Source organism: Filibacter tadaridae (genome assembly GCF_900609045.1).
GTDB lineage: Bacteria > Bacillota > Bacilli > Bacillales_A > Planococcaceae > Sporosarcina > Sporosarcina tadaridae.
The window spans coordinates 41109-60822 of record NZ_UXAV01000036.1 but is presented as its reverse complement, the minus strand read 5'-3'; the positions used below and the strand labels follow the sequence as shown (position 1 = coordinate 60822).

The 19714-nt window shown below is 41.6% G+C and carries 17 protein-coding genes; 6 read left to right on the top strand and 11 right to left on the bottom strand.

Annotation, left to right across the window (positions count from 1 at the left end; all coding sequences use genetic code 11):
- Positions 1–5: 5 nt before the first annotated feature.
- The 7 genes from hprK to FILTAD_RS06855 form a co-directional block, all read right to left on the bottom strand.
- The gene (hprK, locus tag FILTAD_RS06885; RefSeq protein WP_124069740.1) at positions 6–953 is read right to left on the bottom strand and encodes an HPr(Ser) kinase/phosphatase; all 948 of its coding nucleotides are present in this window, start codon (positions 951–953) and stop codon (positions 6–8) included.
- A 623-nt stretch (positions 954–1576) separates the two neighbouring features.
- Positions 1577–2749 (bottom strand): DUF4097 family beta strand repeat-containing protein, encoded by a 1173-nt coding sequence (locus FILTAD_RS06880; RefSeq protein WP_124069739.1) that lies wholly within the window; start codon positions 2747–2749, stop codon positions 1577–1579.
- A gap of 448 nt (positions 2750–3197) precedes the next feature.
- Positions 3198–6071 carry an excinuclease ABC subunit UvrA gene (uvrA, locus tag FILTAD_RS06875; RefSeq protein ID WP_124069738.1) on the bottom strand — a complete coding sequence of 958 codons (2874 nt, stop codon included), beginning with the start codon at positions 6069–6071 and terminating at the stop codon, positions 3198–3200.
- A gap of 9 nt (positions 6072–6080) precedes the next feature.
- Complete coding sequence (gene uvrB / locus FILTAD_RS06870) at positions 6081–8063, bottom strand: excinuclease ABC subunit UvrB (RefSeq protein ID WP_124069737.1); 1983 nt, start codon at positions 8061–8063, stop codon at positions 6081–6083.
- 166 nt (positions 8064–8229) lie between these two features.
- Complete coding sequence (locus tag FILTAD_RS06865) at positions 8230–8466, bottom strand: IDEAL domain-containing protein (RefSeq protein ID WP_124069736.1); 237 nt, start codon at positions 8464–8466, stop codon at positions 8230–8232.
- 135 nt (positions 8467–8601) lie between these two features.
- Entirely contained in the window at positions 8602–9813 is a 1212-nt protein-coding gene (locus tag FILTAD_RS06860) for an ABC transporter permease (protein ID WP_124069735.1), read from the bottom strand.
- On the bottom strand, positions 9806–10546 hold the full coding sequence (locus FILTAD_RS06855) for an ABC transporter ATP-binding protein (protein ID WP_124069824.1): 741 nt from the start codon (positions 10544–10546) through the stop codon (positions 9806–9808). The genes FILTAD_RS06860 and FILTAD_RS06855 overlap by 8 nt, the downstream gene beginning before the upstream one ends.
- A gap of 119 nt (positions 10547–10665) precedes the next feature.
- On the opposite strand from FILTAD_RS06855, the gene FILTAD_RS06850 reads away from it, so the two are divergent.
- The 5 genes from FILTAD_RS06850 (at position 10666) to FILTAD_RS06830 (ending at position 13383) form a co-directional block, all read left to right on the top strand.
- The gene (locus tag FILTAD_RS06850; protein ID WP_124069734.1) at positions 10666–11091 is read left to right on the top strand and encodes an HIT family protein; all 426 of its coding nucleotides are present in this window, start codon (positions 10666–10668) and stop codon (positions 11089–11091) included.
- 114 nt (positions 11092–11205) lie between these two features.
- Positions 11206–11730, top strand: a complete 525-nt coding sequence (locus tag FILTAD_RS06845) for a tryptophan transporter (protein WP_124069733.1) — start codon at positions 11206–11208, stop codon at positions 11728–11730.
- 120 nt (positions 11731–11850) lie between these two features.
- Positions 11851–12216: a YtxH domain-containing protein gene (locus FILTAD_RS06840; RefSeq protein WP_238988178.1), complete on the top strand. Its 366-nt coding sequence runs from the start codon at positions 11851–11853 to the stop codon at positions 12214–12216.
- Positions 12217–12527: 311 nt separating this feature from the next.
- Positions 12528–13136, top strand: coding sequence for an HTH-type transcriptional regulator Hpr (locus FILTAD_RS06835; RefSeq protein ID WP_124069732.1), 609 nt, complete (start codon positions 12528–12530; stop codon positions 13134–13136).
- Positions 13137–13197: 61 nt separating this feature from the next.
- Entirely contained in the window at positions 13198–13383 is a 186-nt protein-coding gene (locus tag FILTAD_RS06830; protein ID WP_124069731.1) for a hypothetical protein, read from the top strand.
- Between the two features lie 65 nt (positions 13384–13448).
- Here the strand turns inward: FILTAD_RS06830 and FILTAD_RS06825 are convergent, their stop codons facing one another.
- On the bottom strand, positions 13449–13541 hold the full coding sequence (locus FILTAD_RS06825) for a YjcZ family sporulation protein (RefSeq protein WP_124069730.1): 93 nt from the start codon (positions 13539–13541) through the stop codon (positions 13449–13451).
- Between the two features lie 144 nt (positions 13542–13685).
- On the opposite strand from FILTAD_RS06825, the gene FILTAD_RS06820 reads away from it, so the two are divergent.
- Positions 13686–14573 carry a peptidylprolyl isomerase gene (locus tag FILTAD_RS06820; protein WP_124069729.1) on the top strand — a complete coding sequence of 296 codons (888 nt, stop codon included), beginning with the start codon at positions 13686–13688 and terminating at the stop codon, positions 14571–14573.
- Between the two features lie 57 nt (positions 14574–14630).
- Here the strand turns inward: FILTAD_RS06820 and yhaM are convergent, their stop codons facing one another.
- From yhaM to FILTAD_RS06805, 3 genes are read right to left on the bottom strand one after another with little or no spacing between them, the layout of a single operon-like run.
- On the bottom strand, positions 14631–15569 hold the full coding sequence (gene yhaM / locus FILTAD_RS06815) for a 3'-5' exoribonuclease YhaM (protein WP_124069728.1): 939 nt from the start codon (positions 15567–15569) through the stop codon (positions 14631–14633).
- Positions 15566–18466 (bottom strand): ATP-binding protein, encoded by a 2901-nt coding sequence (locus FILTAD_RS06810; RefSeq protein WP_124069727.1) that lies wholly within the window; start codon positions 18464–18466, stop codon positions 15566–15568. The genes yhaM and FILTAD_RS06810 overlap by 4 nt, the downstream gene beginning before the upstream one ends.
- A gap of 9 nt (positions 18467–18475) precedes the next feature.
- A complete protein-coding gene (locus FILTAD_RS06805; protein ID WP_124069726.1) occupies positions 18476–19696 on the bottom strand; it encodes a metallophosphoesterase family protein in 1221 nt (406 codons plus the stop codon).
- Positions 19697–19714: the final 18 nt, after the last annotated feature.

Genomic DNA, 19714 nt, shown 5'->3' with positions numbered 1-19714 from the left:
GTTGCCTATCCCTTCTTTCTATCGTTTTGGCTTGTTTCAAGATCGATAGCTGAGTCCAGTTTTCTCGAAAACTTCTCTGCCGCGTTTACTCCAAGTCTTTTCATACGATAATCCATTGCCGCAACCTCAATAATGACAGATAAGTTACGACCAGGACGTACTGGAACAGTCAGCTTCGTTAATTCTGAATCCATGATTTTCATTTTTTCATCGTCAAGACCCAGTCGTTCATATAACTTATCAGGATCCCATATTTCAAGATCAATGACAATCACAATTCTTTTGTCTCCTCTGACCGAGCCCGCGCCGAATAGGGTCATCATATCGATAATCCCCACACCGCGAATTTCAAGCATATGTTCTAGGAGCTTGGGTGCATTCCCGATCAACACATTCTTCGATACTTGCCGAATTTCTACAAGATCATCGGCTACAAGACGATGTCCTCTTTTGACAAGTTCTAAAGCAGTTTCACTTTTCCCGACGCCACTCTTACCTGTAATTAGTATACCTACTCCATATACATCAACAAGCACGCCGTGAACAGCGGTCATGGGTGCAAGTTTCCCCTCCAAATAATTTGTTAACATACCGGCAAATTTTGTAGTCGCAACATCTGATTTCAATACCGGGATTCCAATATTCCCGGCAGCCTCGACCAATTCAACCGGCACTTCCATACCGTGGGCGATAATAATCGCCGGCGTGTTCAATGAACACAGTCTAACCATCCTATCCTCTCGTTCGGTAGCTGAAAGACTCGAGAAGAAAGATAATTCCCTCTTACCCAGAATTTGAACACGGTCTGGCGTGTAGTAATTGAAAAAACCGGCCATCTCCAGCCCCGGTCGTGAAATATCACTCGTATGTATTTGTCTTTCGTCATCCGTACTTCCCACACTAAGCTCAAGTTCAAATGTTATCTGAACATCTTTTACCGTGACATAAGACAAAACTTCTCCACCTTTCTTTGATTTTCAAATAGTCTAATCTCTATTTTATCATGCCCTTTTTCAAATGAAATGATTTCGTATTGAAATTGTCCATTTTCAACCTTATATCACTTTTATAATGGCTATTCCCCAAACTGTCATGGCAATTCTGGTAACTGTAAGGGCGCCGCCGAACTGTCATGGCAATCCATGAAACTGTTAGGGCGTCAACTGAAACTGTCATGGCAATCCGGGGAACTGTAAGGCCGCCGCCGAACTGTAAGGGCAATTCACCAAACTGTGAGGGCGTCAAACGAAACTGTCATGGCAATTCTGGTAACTGTAAGGGCCCAGCCGAACTGTCATGGCAATTCAGAAAACTGTAAGGGCGTCAAACGAAACTGTCATGGCAATTCGGGTAACTGTAAGGGACCGGCCGAACTGTCATGGCAATTCAGAAAACTGTAAGGGCGCCAAACGAAACTGTCATGGCAATCCAGGTAACTGTAAGGGCGTCAACCAAAACTGTCATGGCAAATAATCACTCAATCATTCACCAGTCAACACTACCTTTTCTACCATCAAAAAAAGACTGCCCCGACACCTGTAAAAATCCCAGGTATCGGGGCAGTCCTATTTATCATTCATTCATGTTTTGCGTTATAGCACACAAGAACCGATCCGGTTTTTGCTTCGCCGAAAATATGAAGAGGCGATGATTTTCCTTCTACATCTTTTTTAAACCGAATGGAACGTTGAAGTAATTGTCTTTGCTCCGTTGAACGGTTAACATCATTCAGTTGGAGGTCTAATCGTCCCATATTGGATGAAATTTCACCTGATAACGGTAGCTCTGAGGGAACATAAATTTCAACAGATCCACTCATCGTTTTCGCTTCAATCTTTTCAGCTGCGAAGTCTGTTGTCGTAACGACTACATGCCCATTGAGTGATTGCGCTTCTATTTCTTTGATCGCGCCGTCAATGTATACACGACCATTTAATGTTTCCGCTTCAAGCGTTGTTCCTTTTACATCATTCAAGCCAATTGCGCCATTTGCCGTTTCGAATTCGGCATTTTTAAATGTTAGACCAGCAATTTCAATTTTCCCGTTTGCCGTCTTTACACGAACGGTTTCGGCTGAAGCATCTTTCATTTTGAATGAACCATTTAGTAAGCGTGCAGAAATTTTATCGTAATCTCGTTTCGGTATATAAAGTTCTACATTTACTTGGGACATTTTCATATGACTTGATACCCTTAATTTACCTTCATCGTTGACGAAAAGTAGTTTGTCGACGAATTCTTCTTTGGCCGCTTGTTCCGAGTCACTGTTATATGATTTCACTGTGAACTCTGCACGTGCTTCTTCTTCACCACTATGAATTGTCAATTTCCCATTATCAATATCAACCAATATTTCTTTAATGCCCGCTGCCGATTTAGTTATCGAGTGATTGAATGTAACCGTGTTGCCAAAAGGCGAATCGAAGTCGACTGATTTCACTTTTTGAACAGCCGTTTGCATGAATTGCATGAAACGGTCGCCAACGTTAGTAAAGTCTTTGCGTAGATCATCTAGGAATTCATCCATCGATGGCTCTTGATCATCAGTGAATTCCGGTTCTGGTTCTTGTGTGTTTTCCTGTTCTTTTTTCTCGGTATTTGGTTTTTCAAAAGATATTGGTTGTTTAGTTGGAACTTGTTTTGCCTCTTGTTGTGACTGTCCTAATTTTTCTAGAAGTGTCAGTGCCTCGTCAGTTGTGATCGTTCCGTTTTCCAGCATAGCTAAAATTCGTTTTCGTTCATTTTGCATGGTTACGCCTCCTAGTATAGTTGTCGTTCTGATTTCTTATTTCTATGAAAAGTTAAGGGTGTCGTATCTGTGCAGGCACTGAAAAAGTCCAATTTCCTTCAATCCCGTTGATTTCCGTTCCGAGCGGACGCTTTCCGCGGGCATGGCTTGAGCCTCCTCGTCCGCTTCGCTCCCTGCGGGGTCTCAAGGCTCATGCTATTCCCGCAGGAGTCGCCGCTCTCCACTACAATCAACTAGTTCTCACTATAAAAAAGAAACTTTTCAGTGTCTCATCTATGCGGGCGCCCTTCGCCTTTCTTACTGTCCGGCTATGGGCGCCAGATACTCGGGTCATAAGTCCGAACGGCTACGTGGAAAGTGCGCCACGTTTCCGCCCTGCCTTATGCCTGTCGTATCTGTGCGGGCGCCCTTCGCCTTTCTTACTATACGATTGTTAGGCAAAAAAGTTTCATTTGGTTGTGTTTTGGGCTTCTTCAATTAGTGTATCCATTCGTTTTTTATCTCGGTCAATAATTGCTTTTAAATAATGGCCTGTGTAGGATATTTCGGATTTAGCCACTTTTTCAGGGGTGCCTGTTGCAATGATTTGCCCCCCTTTATCACCGCCTTCGGGTCCAAGATCGATAATATGGTCGACTGTTTTGATGACATCAAGATTATGTTCAATGACCAGAACCGTATTCCCTGTATCGACAAGTCGTTGAAGGACCGTCAGTAGTTTTGCGATATCATGCACATGAAGTCCAGTGGTTGGTTCATCGAGAATATAAAACGATTTACCATATGAACGTTTATGCAATTCGGAGGCGAGTTTCACTCGTTGCGCTTCCCCACCCGATAATGTCGTGGCGGGTTGCCCCAATTGAATATACCCTAATCCCACATCAACAATCGTCTGCAATTTGCGGCTGATTTTAGGGATGTTTTCAAAAAATACGAGCGCATCTGCAACTGTCATCGCTAGAACGTCTGCGATGTTCTTGCCTTTGTAGTGAACTTCCAGTGTCTCTCGATTATACCGTTTTCCGTGGCAAACTTCGCATGGCACGTATACGTCCGGCAAGAAATGCATTTCAATTTTTATGATTCCATCTCCGCGACACGCCTCGCAACGGCCGCCTTTTACGTTGAAACTGAAACGACCTTTTTTATACCCACGTACTTTAGCTTCATTCGTCGTTGAGAAAACATCGCGGACGTCGTCGAACATACCCGTATACGTTGCGGGATTCGACCTTGGTGTTCGACCGATTGGCGACTGATCGATTTCAATCACTTTTTCCAATTCCTCAATACCTGTTACTGATTTATATTCACCAGGCTTTTGTTTGGACCGATTCAATTTCTGTGCAAAAACTTTATAGAGAACAGCGTTAATAAGTGTACTTTTACCCGACCCTGACACGCCCGTTACAGCGATGAATTGACCCAGCGGGAAATCCACATTAACGTTTTTTAAATTATTTTCAGAAGCACCTTTAATCGTGATTTTACGCCCGTCTGACTTACGTCGTTCTAAAGGAAGTGGAATGAACTTTTTACCACTTAAATATTGACCCGTCAATGAGTTTGGATCATTCATCACTTTTTCAGGCGTCCCGGCAGAAACAATTTCTCCACCTGCCACTCCCGCTCCCGGTCCAATATCTATTAAATAATCGGCGGCTAACATCGTGTCTTCATCATGTTCGACAACAATGAGCGTATTGCCGATATCGCGCATACTCTTCAACGTGTCGATTAGACGATCGTTATCCCGTTGATGAAGGCCGATGGATGGTTCATCCAATATATAAAGAACTCCTGACAGTCTTGAGCCGATTTGCGTTGCTAAACGGATTCGTTGTGCTTCACCGCCTGAAAGTGTCCCTGATGCTCTCGATAACGTTAAGTAGTCCAGTCCCACATTAATGAGAAATCCAAGACGTTCATCAATTTCGCGTAAAATAAGTTTAGCAATTTGCGCATCTTTTTCGGAAAGGTGAAGGTTTTTAAAGAACTGGTCCGCTTCAACGATGGATAGCTCCGTCACTTTCCCGATATGAACGCCGTCTACTTTAACAGCAAGCGTTTCCTTCTTTAAACGATAGCCCCCGCATGTCGGGCACAACCGGTGAGCCATGTATTTTTCCATTTGTTCCCGAATGTAATCCGACGATGTCTCCTTGTATCTCCGTGCCACATTGGAAAGCACACCTTCAAAGTAAATATCACTGTCACGCGTACCTCCAAACTCGTTTGTATAACGGAATCGGATTTTTTCATCTCCTGAACCAGTTAAGAGCTTGGCCAAATCATCATCTGACAATTGACTGATTGGCACATTCAGTGGAATGCCAAAATGATTTGCGACTGTTTTCAATAATTCAGGATAATATTGTGAACTTGTTGGCTCCCATGGCGCAATGGCATGCTCTTTAAGCGTTAGCGACGAGTCTGGAATGACAAGATCCGGGTCAACTTCAAGCTTCGTACCAAGTCCATCACATTCAGGACAAGCACCGAATGGACTGTTGAATGAAAACATCCGTGGTTCCAGCTCGCCGATTGAAAATCCGCATAGCGGGCATGCATGATGTTCACTGAAAAGAAGTTCTTCGCCGTCAAGAACGTCAATTAATACCGTACCTTCAGCTAACCGAAGTGCCGATTCAAGAGAGTCGCTTAACCGAGCTGCAATATCTTCTTTTATAACAATACGATCGATTACAACTTCGATTGTATGCTTCTTGTTTTTGTTCAACTCGATATTATCATCTAAATCGATTATTTCACCGTCCACTCGAATTCGGACGTAGCCCTGTTTCTTAATATCTTCTATTAACTTTACATGGGTCCCTTTTCGTCCTTTGACAATCGGTGCAAGCACTTGGATACGTGAACGATCCGGCAATTGAATAATACGATCGACCATCTGTTCAATCGTCTGGGATGAAATTTCTGTACTGTGGATCGGACAAATCGGCTTACCGACGCGGGCGTAAAGGAGACGTAGATAATCGTAAATCTCTGTCACGGTACCGACAGTTGAACGTGGGTTACGGCTTGTCGTTTTTTGGTCAATCGAAATTGCCGGCGATAAACCCTCAATGACATCTACGTCCGGCTTGTCCATCTGCCCCAAAAATTGCCGAGCATATGAAGATAACGATTCCACATATCTCCGTTGCCCTTCTGCATAAATTGTGTCAAAAGCTAGTGATGATTTACCGGAACCCGACAAACCCGTCATAACGACCAATTTGTCACGCGGGATATTAACATTTATATTTTTCAAATTATGCGCTCGTGCACCTTGTATAACAATCTCCGTGTTTTTCATAAGCCCTCTCTACCTTTCCGCCTTCAATTCCAAAATTGTATCTCGTAACTCCGCGGCACGTTCGAAATTGAGTGCTTTCGCAGCTTCTTTCATTTCTACCTCCAACGTTTGAAGGAGTGTCGACTTTTCTTCTTTTGATAATTTCTTTCCTTGCGTGACTTTTTCCAAATAAGAAATCATTTCATCCGAAACTTGCGTTGCGCGGATATTATCCCGAATCCCTTTTTTGATGGTCGTTGGCGTAATGCCATGTTTTTCATTGTATGCGATTTGGATTTCACGGCGCCGTTGCGTCTCGTCAATCGCTTTTTTCATGGAATCAGTTATTCGGTCCGCGTACATAATGACCTGTCCATTGGAGTTCCGTGCAGCTCGACCGATTGTTTGAATGAGTGCACGTTCCGAACGTAAAAACCCTTCTTTGTCTGCATCGAGAATAGTAACGAGTGATACTTCCGGTATGTCAATTCCTTCCCTTAATAGGTTGATGCCGATAAGGACATCGTACGTGCCCAATCGCAGTTCGCGAATGATTTCAGTCCGTTCAAGTGTTTTTACTTCAGAGTGGAGATATTGCACCTTAATGCCAATATCCTTCAAGTAGTCTGTCAAGTCTTCAGACATTTTTTTCGTCAATGTCGTGATAAGAACTCTTTCGTTTCTCTTTGTTCGCTCATTTATCTCGAAGATTAAATCATCAATTTGACCTTGGATTGGTCGAATTTCAATTACCGGGTCTAATAATCCTGTCGGGCGGATAATTTGCTCGACCATTTCTTTTGTATGCTCGATTTCATAAGGTCCTGGCGTTGCGGAAACGTAGATTGCTTCCTTCACATGTCCTTCAAATTCTTCAAACGTCAATGGACGATTGTCAAGTGCCGAGGGGAGTCGGAAACCATGCTCCACCAGTACTTTTTTCCGTGCTTGGTCGCCGTTGTACATACCGCGTATTTGAGGTAATGAAACATGACTTTCATCGACAACGACTAAAAAGTCATCCGGAAAGTAATCAAGTAACGTATAAGGAGTTGCGCCTGCGGGACGAAGTGTTAAATGCCGGGAATAGTTTTCAATCCCTGAACAAAAGCCCATTTCCCGCATCATTTCCAAGTCATACCGAGTACGTTGCTCAAGTCGTTGTGCCTCAAGTAATTTATCTTGTTCGCGTAAGAATTTCAGACGCTCTTCCAATTCAACTTCTATATTTTCAATCGCTTTCACCATTTTCTCGTCTCCCGTGACAAAGTGGGAAGCAGGGAAAATTGCAACGTGCTCACGGTCACCAATGATTTCGCCTGTCAGTGCGTCTACTTCTCGAATACGATCAATTTCATCTCCAAAAAATTCGATACGGAGACAGAGTGCATCACGAGAAGCTGGTAATATTTCAACAACATCTCCTCTTACCCGAAATGTACCGCGCGTGAAACTGATATCGTTCCGTTCATATTGGATGTCCACAAACTTGCGAAGTAGTTCGTTTCTTCCCATTTCCATACCCGTCCGCAGTGATACAACATGCGCGCTATATTCTGACGGGGAACCAAGTCCGTAAATACAGGACACGGAGGCTACTATTAACACGTCGTTCCGTTCAAATAACGAAGACGTTGCCGAGTGACGTAATTTATCGATCTCATCATTGATACTGGAGTCTTTTTCAATATACGTATCTGTTTGCGGAACATAAGCTTCTGGCTGATAATAGTCGTAAAAACTAACGAAATACTCGACCGCGTTATCCGGGAAAAACTCTTTAAATTCACTATATAGTTGACCTGCCAACGTTTTGTTGTGTGCAATAACAAGTGTAGGTTTGTTTATTTCCTTGACGACATTCGAGACCGTGAACGTTTTACCTGTCCCCGTTGCACCAAGTAATGTTTGGTGCTTTTCACCTCGTTCAAGTCCTTCTAAAAGCTGTGCAATCGCAGACGGCTGATCGCCTTTCGGTGTATAGGGTGCTTGTAAATTAAATGTCCGGACCATCGTAGCCCCTCCCATAAAGAATTGCTCATATCTTATCATACTACCCTTTTTTATACGAGCGAAAAACGAACGTACGTTTTTCACGCTCTTTTCTTGTCATTTACTCTTATTATTTTTGACAGCAAAAAACGCTACATGTCTTTAAGCATGTAGCGTTAGCATACTTTTAATCCTTCTCATCGGCTTTTGCAAGTTTTTCTGCATACAACCTGAATGATTGCTCATCCCGACCATCAAGCGATATATCAATTAACGTTAAAAGTCTCTCTTTTATTTGTTCCCTGTGGATATGTTTCAGAAATAAATCCAAGTAAATTTCATTTAACAATTTCTCTGCATGACGCGTAGAGCTATTTTTACCAACGACTTTCAAAAATTCAGCATATGAATAATTACTTTCCATCACGCTCACCCCTGAAGCCTTTTAACCAGTATATCTAATTTCACCAAGAAGTTGCAAGTTTTTTTTGAATATTCTTTAACCAGTAAAGTATAAAGCATCCAATACACACTTTGTCACAATTGATGTTGACCATTCTCAATCATATTCTTTCTTTTCACCTGTTAATCGAATGGTTGCCTCCGAAATAATCAAAATGACAGCCCCCAGAAGAATAGGCGTTACAGATCCTCCGTACAAAAAGAATGCAGCTATCGTCACGGCCAGTGCTTGTATCTGTTGCACCGTACGGACAATTTTCCGGATGGCCAGTGTACGTCTAATTTCTTTCTCGGGAAAAAGCATATCCATACGGAATTCATCTCCCGCACGTAATGCATGGATAAGTTGGACGGCAGAAGCAAATGCGAGTGCACCTGCAAAAAGGAAAGCAACAATTGGGAACGGGATAAAAAATGCGCCCAAGACAGATAACACTGTAAGCCTTACCCATAAAAAGAAGATATCGTCCGTTCGAATGAATGTCCGTTTCAACAAATATGATTGCGATACAGTTCGTCCAAACGTTGGGTGTCCCATTATAAAACCAAGCCATCCTCTTCTACTTACCGATCCTTTCAAATGTGGTACATCTGTAAAGTAGTTCGCAAAACGATAAAATCGCATCATTCGATTTTGTTCAAGTGCGATGAAATGATCATATGGGAACGGCTTCTCTTTTCGTTTGCTCCGCCAATATAAATTGTACGCTACAATCAACACAGCCAAAATCGGTACAACTAGTACATTTCCGAGGAGTCCCGCATACACGAGTGCACCCGCTAATACAAATCGAATTGTACGGTCTACCCAAGCACCTTGTCCGTTTTTCACATAGCGGTAACTGTATTCAGCCTCTACAAATAGCCATTTGACGACGAGCAACAAAACCGCAATCCATATGAACTCTTGTTTCGATCCTGTTCCTGTCGCCGTTAATAATGGTAAGGCAACGAGGTAAACCAGGAACGGTAAGGGTAGTTGAGAAAAAAATGTCCATCGCAATGACCGACTCATATATGAATGGAGTTTCTTTTCAAGTGGCAGAAAATAGACTGTATCCGCTGGCTTCAACAAAGTTACCGGCAGTGATAAAGTGATTGTCGCAGCTAGAAGTATTGCTGTTAACAATACAGCAGGAAAATCCGCTGGCACATCTTTCAACCACTCACTATACGAATATCCTGCCGCCCCTATTGTGAATACAAGCACAAATACCAAGTGTCCTGTAAATACGTATTTCATGTATTTCTGGAGTTCGGTCACATAATGGATGAACCGCGCCCCCCATATTTCACGTAAATTATTCATGTTGAGCTTCCTCAGTCATCGCAATATATAAATCATCCAAAGAAGCCTTTGGACGGTTAAATGCTTTTCGCAAGTCATCCATTGTTCCCTGCGCACGTAATTGACCTTCATGAAGCAAAATAATGCGATCGCAATACTTTTCCACAGTTGATAAAACATGTGTCGACATCAAAACGGAGGCTCCTTCTTGCTTTTTCTCAGTCATCTGCTCCAGAAGTGATTTAATACCAATAGGATCAAGGCCAATAAAGGGCTCATCAATAATATAGAGTGATGGATTCACTAAAAATGCACACATAATCATTACTTTTTGACGCATACCTTTTGAAAAGTGAGCCGGGAACCATTTCAACCTTTTTTCCATCATAAATTCTTTCAACAATTCAGCGGAGCGTGCTTCAAACACGTCTTGCTCTAACCCGTAGGCCATTGCTGTTAATTCTAGATGCTCTCTCAGCGTTAATTCCTCATAAAGAATCGGCGTTTCCGGTATGTACGTGAACGCCTGTCTATATTTTTCAGGGTCTTCACTAAAAGTAACGCCATTTACACGAATCTCACCCTGCTGCGGATTCATCAAACCGATAATATGTTTAATCGTTGTACTTTTGCCTGCACCATTTAAACCAATCAGCCCAACGAGTTCACCGCTTCCTATTTCAAATGATAAGTCATGTAGGACGGGTCTACGTGTATAACCGCCTGTAACGTCTTTTAATTCGAGAATTGTCATGTCCATCCCCCATTCTTCTTTTCATTTTATCAAAAATTAAACAAAAATGCTTATACCATCACACATCTGTTATCTGAAAATATGCTACACTTGTCTCATTAATGAAAGGAAGTGGCAAAATGACCTCTTGTATATTTTGTAAAATTATCGAAGGCTCCATTCCAAGTGTGAAAGTCTATGAGGATGAACATGTTTTTGCATTCATGGATATCATGCCTGTAACAAAAGGACATGTTCTTCTTATACCAAAAACGCATCGTGAAAATGTTTATGATTTAACTGAAGATGAAGCTTCTAACCTATTTGCAGTTGCACCAAAGATTGCGCGTGCATTAAAAGAGGAATTCAAACCAGTCGGGATGAATCTTCTACAGAACAATGGTGCATTTGCGGGACAAAGTGTTTTCCATTTCCACTTACACTTCATCCCCCGTTTTGACGAAACCGACGGAATCGATTTCAAATGGGACACAAAAGAGTCCGAACTTGGCGCTGAACAAATACAAGAAATCGCTAAAGCGATTCAGTCAAATTTAGTAAAGTAACCTTGCTTACTTTCAGAATTTAGAGTATACTTATCTATAAGTTTTTCGCTGTCGATCACGAGGATACGTCAGGAGAAACTTACAAATATGGGCCTAGACGAGGAGAGATGAGAATTGAAGACGAAAAATCTTGTATTAATGGCACTTTTAACTGCGGTAGGTGCAGCGCTGTACTTAATCATTCCGGGATATAACGGGGGCATGAAACCAGATTTCATGTTGACGATGATGTTTATCGGCATATTCCTATTTCCTGAAGTAAAAAATGTATTTTTACTTGCCGGGACAACGGGTATTCTATCAGGCATCTTTTCCAGTTTCCCAGGTGGCTTTCTACCGAATATTATCGATAAATTTGTTACGGCGTTCGTTATTTACGCTATACTACTTCTACTTAAAAAGGCGTCCATCCATTTAGTCGGAGCCACTGTCCTTGCTGGTCTTGGAACAATTCTTTCGGGAAGTATTTTCCTATCAATCGCCATATTCGTACTTGGCGTTGATCTACCTTTTATGGGACTCTTCTTGACTGTCGTTCTTCCAGCCGTTGCGATGAACGGAGTAGCCTTTTTCATCATCTATCCAATTGTAATCAATCTAGTAAAACGTTCTTCATTCACAACAGCGGTTTCCAATTAACTGTCTACCAAACGCTTTCCGTTGTTGTGCGGAAAGCGTTTTTTAATTGCCCGGACAGCCTTCACATGGTTTAATTGACTATATAACAGGAATACTATTCGTATCGGAAGGGGAGTTTAAATGATGAAAACATCTACATTTTTCCTTGGTCTCGCAACTGGCTCTGTTGCAGCTGCGGTAACCGTATTATATTCTACTCCTAAATCGGGAAGTGAACTGCGCACAACTGTAAAAAGCGCATCCACGGATATGAAGAGCAAGTTTAAAGATGTAAAAGTGAATCTGGCCGTATTGAAAGAATCCATTTCTCATCTATCAAAAGAGGTAAAAGAAACAGTTCCTTCGGCAGTCGCTGATATAAAAGGCTCTGTGGAACAGTGGCAACACTCAACAGAACAGAACAAAAATAGATTGGAAGTAGAGCTTAACGCTATCCAAACAGCTATTGAAGAACTTGAACAATCTATTGCAGCCCAACAAAAATGAAATGAAAAGTTTACATTAGTTAAGTTGAACAAATGAATTTCTATATAGGGCAAACCAGCATAGTCGCCTTCAAAGTGGTAGCCGGAGTGATAAGACTGGCAGTAATCTTCTGCCTGGTTTATCACGGGAGGCATCCACGAAGCACCGAAGCGGATTCAATAGAACTTTTTAGTTCAACATATATAGGTTATCCATCCAGAAAAGGTAACTTTTTTGCCTTCCCAAAATAATTATTCAATTCCAACTTCTCTCTTCTTTGCTTTTTTGCTATAATAAAAGAAAGTTAGAAATAGAGAGAGAAGGTGTCGTCCATGGCAGAACAAACATTTTCACAAAAGGATGCAATGATTTTTAGCCAACGAATTGCCCAGATGTCAAAAGCATTGTGGAAAGCAGTAGAAAAGGATTGGCAACAATGGATCAAACCTTATGACTTGAATATTAATGAACATCATATTTTGTGGATCTCCCATCACATGCAAGAAGCCACTATATCGGACATTGCCAAGTTTGGCGTTATGCACGTGTCGACCGCATTCAACTTTTCAAAAAAACTGGAACAGCGCAATCTGTTGGAATTCTATAAACGGGAAGACGACAGACGTAATACATATGTTTCAGTAACTGAAAAAGGCAGCAGACTATTAGAAGAAATGAATATTAATTACTACAATTCGGAACATGCAGTTCTTGAAGGCTCTCTTCCTATTAAAGATCTCTACGGGAAGTTCCCTGAGCTACTGGAAGTCATGTCTGTTCTTCGCAATATTTACGGGGAAGATTTCATGGAAATATTTGAACGGGGCTTCAAAAACATTGATGAATCTTTTGACGACATAAGTGGTGATTTAATACGAAGAAGTCCAACTGGCATTACTGAGGAAAAACAGACTCTTTTGCACACAGCCGGAGAAAAATAATTTCATTTTCAGTTCCTCATCTGCTATGCTTACATTGGAACGTCTAGAAGGAGGAATGAATATGATCCTTATCATTACAGTTCTGTTCTCATTATTTTACTTATTTCAAATAAACAAGATGACATTTGCACTCTGCGCATCCAGGGAAATTCCTGAGGAAAAACAACCGAAAATATACAGGACCGTCAATATTCTAGTGACCATCCTAATTTTATCATTTTACGTTGAAGTCATGTTATCAGCATAAGAAAAAGTCCATCTCCCCATTTTAGGGAAATGGACTTTTTTATCTTTTTACTTACACATTATCAATTAGTACATATATGCTGCACCAACGATAATCAATAGGATGAACAATACAACAATCAACGCGAAGCCCGAAGAACCCTGGTTATATCCACTCACTTGAGCACCCCCTCTCTCTATATGTATCCTATGCTCACTATTTCCTGTGTTATAGGCATACTATCCAGGGAACTTTTTTGTTTTAGAACCGTTCTTATGGTATAGTATCAACTGTTCCACATTAAAGTTAGGGGAGAAAATCAAATGAAAAAAACTGTACTAGCTCTTACAATGGCTGCATCCGTTCTTGCACTTTCAGCTTGTAGCGACAAAAATGCTGCAGACGAAGAAATCATCGCAACATCAAAAGCTGGCGATATTACAAAAGCTGATCTATATGATGAAATGAAAGATGCAATCGGTATTCAGGTTGTTGAAAACCTAATTCTTCAACAAGCAATTGAAAACGAATATAAAGTTTCGGATAAAGAATTAAAAGAAGCGATTGATAGTCAAAAGGAACAATACGGTGATAATTTCGAACTATACCTTGCACAAAATAATATGAGTGAAGAGTTTTTCGAGAAAAATGTAAAATCACAATTACTTCAACAAAAAATGGTTGAATCACTTAAAGTGTCTAAAGAGGACATCGATGCAGGTATTGCAAACATGAAAAAAGAAATTCATGCACGTCATATTCTTGTAAAAGACGAAAAAACAGCTAATGAAGTGATAGCTAAGTTAAAAGATGGCGGTAAATTTGAAGAGCTTGCAAAAGAATATTCAACTGAACCTGCTGCGCAAGAATCCGGTGGCGACCTAGGTTGGTTCGGACCTGGTAAAATGGTACCTGAATTTGAAAAAGCGGCATTCGCACTTAAAAAAGGTGAAATCAGTGAACCAGTCAAATCAAGCTTTGGCTACCATGTAATTGAACTACTTGACACACGTGAAGCGAAACTGGATAAAACAGACGAAGAACTAAAAACAGAGGTTGAAGATAACCTTAAGAAAGCACAATTTGAAGAAAAGCTTGTCTCCCTTCTAAAAAAAGTAGATGTTGATATTAAGGCAAAAGAATTCAAAAACGTACTTGATGGCTACCTACCAACCGGCAAAAAAGAAGATAAAAAAGAAGACAAAAAGTAATTTGAATACAAAAAAGCTGTCCTTATCAGGACAGCTTTTTTGATTACTCTTTTTTAGTTATTCAAACGAAGGTTTGTAAAACGAACGATTGTCAAGTGGGAAAATACGCTCTGTAAATTCACCAGGAGTTGCTTTGCTGAGTGCACGGTTCAACATATTCATCTTCGCGTCGATGTTGTCGATATAATGCAGGATTTCCGCTTCTTTCAGCATAGGACGTTTCGGGCTACCCCACTCTTCTTTCCCATGGTGAGATAGAACCATATGTTGCAGTAACACCACTTCTTCCCCGACAATTTCAAGTTCGTCAGCCGCTTTGGAAATTTCATTCACCATGATTGTGATATGGCCAAGTAAGTTCCCTTCAATTGTGTATTGCGTCGCGATGGGACCTGAAAGTTCAATAACTTTCCCGACATCATGTAAAATGATTCCCGCATACAATAAGTCTTTGTTCAATGTAGGGTAGAGATCTGCGAGGGCTTTTCCTAGTTTCAACATAGATACTACATGGTCGATAAGCCCTGATACATAGTCATGATGATTTTTTGTTGCTGCAGGATAGGTCATGAACGCTTGTTGATGCTTTTTTAATAAATGACGTGTAATGCGCTGAATATGCGGATTTTGCATTTCAAAGAAGTATTGCATCAATTCTTCATATAAGACTTCTTTGCTTTTCTCCGCGGACGGTACGAGGTCGGAAATCGTCACGCTTTCATCTTCTTTTACCGGGCGTATACTTTTAATACGTAATTGATTTTTTCCCCGGTATTCGTGTAATTCACCGCCAACTTTAACTATAGAAGCCGCAGCATACGTTTTCGCATGTGCATCCGTCGTATCCCATAGCTTTGCTTCAATATCACTGCTTTTGTCCTGTAATATAAGTGTCATGAAAGGGCTACCCTGTTGCGTGACACCTTTTGTAGATTGTTTAATAAGCAAAAAGATATCCATCGGTTCCCCGACTTTATAGTCCGCTAGTTTTTTCATGAAACGATTGCCCCCTGATTGCTCCCGATATCGGAAACGTTTAGTATTGTTGCATCTTTCCATCGCTCTTTCATCGATTCGTGGCATGTAAAATAAATGCACTGATGCTTATATTGGTAATGATCCAGTACATCAATCATACGCGAAAGTCGCTTTTCGTCAAAGTGAACAAACGGATCATCCATCATAATCGGAAACGGCGCTGTATTGTGGACCGATGTCGCAAGCGAAAGCCTAAGCGCTATATAGGCTTGCTCCTTCGTCGCCTGGCTTAGTTCCACAATGGGATAGTACATTCCATTAATCGATAATGCTTCAAAGCGTCCTGTAGCCGTCACGACTAGCGCGGTATAGTTTCCGCCTGTCAGTTTACAAAACATCTCTTCCGCGAATCCAAGCACTTCAGGCAACTTTTTCTCTTTCAATTCTGCCACAGTATGTCTAATCGCCTCGGCAACCACTTTACGTTCAGACCATTTTTTCGCAAGTTCAGCAAGTTCCGCTTTCTTCATCTCAAACAGTTGTTGTTTTCGACCAACGTTTTCGTCTGTAAGGAGCTGTTCCGTATGATGAACAAGTGCAGCATTTTCCGCAACCAAAGTGTTTATCTCACTGGAAATCTCCCTCAATCTACGTTCGTTTCCATCCACTTTTAAAACTAACTCGCCTTCAGTTAAACCAGTGGGCGATTCAAGTTGACCATATGTATCTAGTTGTACTTGAATGTCTTGCAGCTGTTGTGTCAAGCGGACCACTTCCTGAAAGTCATCATATGCAGTGTAAAATTCAGTTTCTGTTTCTGCTTCTGCTTCTGTTAATAATTGCTGTATAGTCGTGCGAAGCGATGCACTAAGTTCAGCCGTCTCCAACAAATCCGATTCAATTCTTTTCATGTCAGTTGTCAATGAGGTGAATAATTCAAGCTGCTCTTTCAGCAAAAAGTATTCCCTCCTCAGCATCTCATACATCACTTCTTTTGACATCGTTTTTTGTAATGCTTTTTCTATTTCCAACGCCCGCTCAGCAATTCTTTCTTCCGAAGCTTGGCGTCGCAATCTCGATCCTTTCAAACTTTGCGTTATTTCTTGCACTTCACGAATCATCCGGAATAGTTCTGGTATTACCTCTTTTGATAACTCCGATTCAAGCCCGTATTGTTCCAAGAAATGGGCCAGTTCGATTTCCTTTTGACGCTTAAAGCCCTTCAATTTTTCTAGTTCAACTTCCGTTTGCTGGTATTTAAGTTCAAGAGACATGTATTCTTCATGTAGACGATCCCTGTTACGATTATACGTGTTCAAACGTTCAATCAGTTCCGTCATCTGTTGTTCTTTACCAGCATGTTTTGCAACGAACGATTCCATCTCCTGCTGTTTTTGTTTACCTGTCTTGTCAGTCTCTCTTTTTGAATAGAAAAATAGTGCCGCCCCACCAAATATGACACCAAGTATACCGATAAGCCATTCTTGTTGGATAAACCCGAACGTAATACAAATAAGCGCCAGTATCGATAACAGTGCAGGAACCTTCAAGCTATCCTGTTTGGATGAACTTTTACCCAGTGCAATATACGCTTTCGCCTCCGCAAGTCGTTCACGTAATTCAGGCCACTTCTGGACACTTTCTACTTCATTTACAGATGGTGCAATTTGTTCAACCGTTCCCAGTCTCTTCTCCGTATCTGCCAGTTCGCTTTCGAGGTCGCTGCGCTTGTTTTCCGTCATTCTTATCTGTTGTTCTTTGTTTGTCAGTTCAGCAAGTAAACGATGCATCTCTTGTTCTTTTTGAATGGATACGTTAGCTTGTAACAGGGCTGTTTCTGCATCGGCAGTGCGGATACCCAATCTGTCAAACAAACGTCGGTAAGAACTTGTTAACTGCCTCTCTTCGTCTTCTGCCGCCCCAGATACAGTATGCCAACTATGCCATTCCGATTCTTTCGCTAACAATGCGTCAATCTCGCCAATTCGTTCCACATCATGCTGTTTAGGCATCCCCGCAACCATCTCTGCTTGTTCTTTTTTCAGTCTTCGCTTTGCCGCTTCTGTTTCTGCTAATCTTCCAGTAAGAGATTCAAGACGTCTGATCCCATCAGCCGGGAAATTTACTGAGCGTACATGAGATAAGCGGGTTTCAAGTTCTTTTTTCTTATGATGAAGAGGGAGTAGTTGACGGATAAGAGAAACTTGTTGCAAATCATTTTGAAGTGTCTTTTCTTCTTTACGAAGATTGACTAAGTATCCTTCAACTTCCTGAATTCTATGAACAGAAGGCATATACGCTTCCACTTTTTGTTGTTCCGCTTTTAGTTCGACTTCCAATTCCCGAAGCTCCGCCATCTTGCTATTCATCTCTGGATTTTTCCCGGATTTCTTAAATAGTTCACTCATTTCCTTTTCCATTCTTTTTTCCAATTGCAGTAAAGAATCCACACCTGTCGTTCCAGACGCGAGTAGTGCTCGGCTTAACTCTTCTTCATCCATTTTTTCAAATCCTTGCAATTGCAAGAGTGAAAACGAAAAAATTGATTCAAATGAGGTCCGGTCGTATTGACGCATGAGAGCCTTTAACGTCTCTTCGCCGCCTTTAGAACCCTCTTCAAAAAATACGGTGACATCGCCCGCTGATTTTCCGCGAACTCGTTCAACTGTACATTTTCCAAATGTATCATCCATAAGCTGCACCTGTCCTCCGTATTTCCCTCCTGATTTAGGTTCGTAGCGCAGTGTCGCATTATTTTTAGGTGGGAAACCGAATAATACATGAAGGATGAATTGCTGGATTGTTGTTTTTCCCGCTTCATTCAAACCATACAAGACGTTCATCCCCGGCCCGAAATCGATTGTAACGTTTTCATGTTTTCCGAATCCATAGATGATTAGTTTTTCAATTCTCATCTTGTCCCCTCATTTCAGTTCCATCATTTCCGCTGTCAGCAATGATGCTGCCCCGGTTTGAATATCACGGATATCCTCTTCACTTAGCACATCAAGGTACTTTACGCCCCTTGTATGTTGGTAGACATCTTTCAAGACTGCCTTCCACTCAGCCTCCGTCCAGCCATTCATCTGGCCAAGAACGGATTGCACAAGTGTACTAGTTATTGCAGCGGATTGCGTCTGTTTGTTGAATGTGATTTTCTGTATCCAGATAAAGCTCTCTTGGTCATCTAATCCCTCTCGAAGCACTTCAAGCCACTCTGCTTCAGTAGATTGGCCGAATAGTTCAGCTGCCTCGTACCCTACGTCTGTCATCGTCAGTTCCACAATACAAGAACCAAAACGCGTGCGATATGTATCTACTACATCTGTACATGCAGCCAACCATTCATTCGCATGACTGATTCCTCCACACGATACCTCGATACGTTCAAAAACAATTGCTGATGAGGGGATGAATTGTAATGACGCCCCTGTCTTAGATAGTTCTACTTCATAGAATCCTTTTTCACCGCTCTCATTGCGGTGCCGCCCCTGTAAATTACCCGGATAAACAATCGGTGGTTCGGCATGAAGGCTTTGGCGTAAATGGATGTGGCCGAGTGCCCAATAATCATAATGCTTTTCCAGCAACTCTGTTTTTGTAAATGGTGCGTAGACATCATGCGTTTGGTCTCCCGCCAGGCTCCCATGAAGCATGCCGATGTGGTAGCTATTCTGATTTCCGGCCACAGGATAGTGCTCGATTATCGCTTCGTGGACATGCCTTTCTTTATAGCTGAAGCCATAAATGGATACCTCCTGATTGTTCACACGGAGTTGCGCCTCTTTGACATTGCCGTCGAATACATGGACATTAGAAGGCAGTGAAAACCGTGTCCACCTACCCGCAAGATGATCATGATTTCCGTGTGTTATAAAAACTGGAATCCCTATCGTATTCAACTTTTCCATTCCGTCATGAAACTTTTTCTGCGCACGCAAACTGCGATTTTCACCGTCATAAATATCACCGACAATCAGGACAAAATCTGGTTTCGACTTAAGCGCATACTCTATTAAATTTGAAAAAGCCGTGAATGTACTTTCACGTAATGCGTGTAACCGTTCAGCCGGCAGTCCTGTCATTCCTTTAAACGGGCTATCAAGATGCAAATCAGCTGTGTGAATGAAACGGATTGATGACACGCTAGTACCTCCTTTACC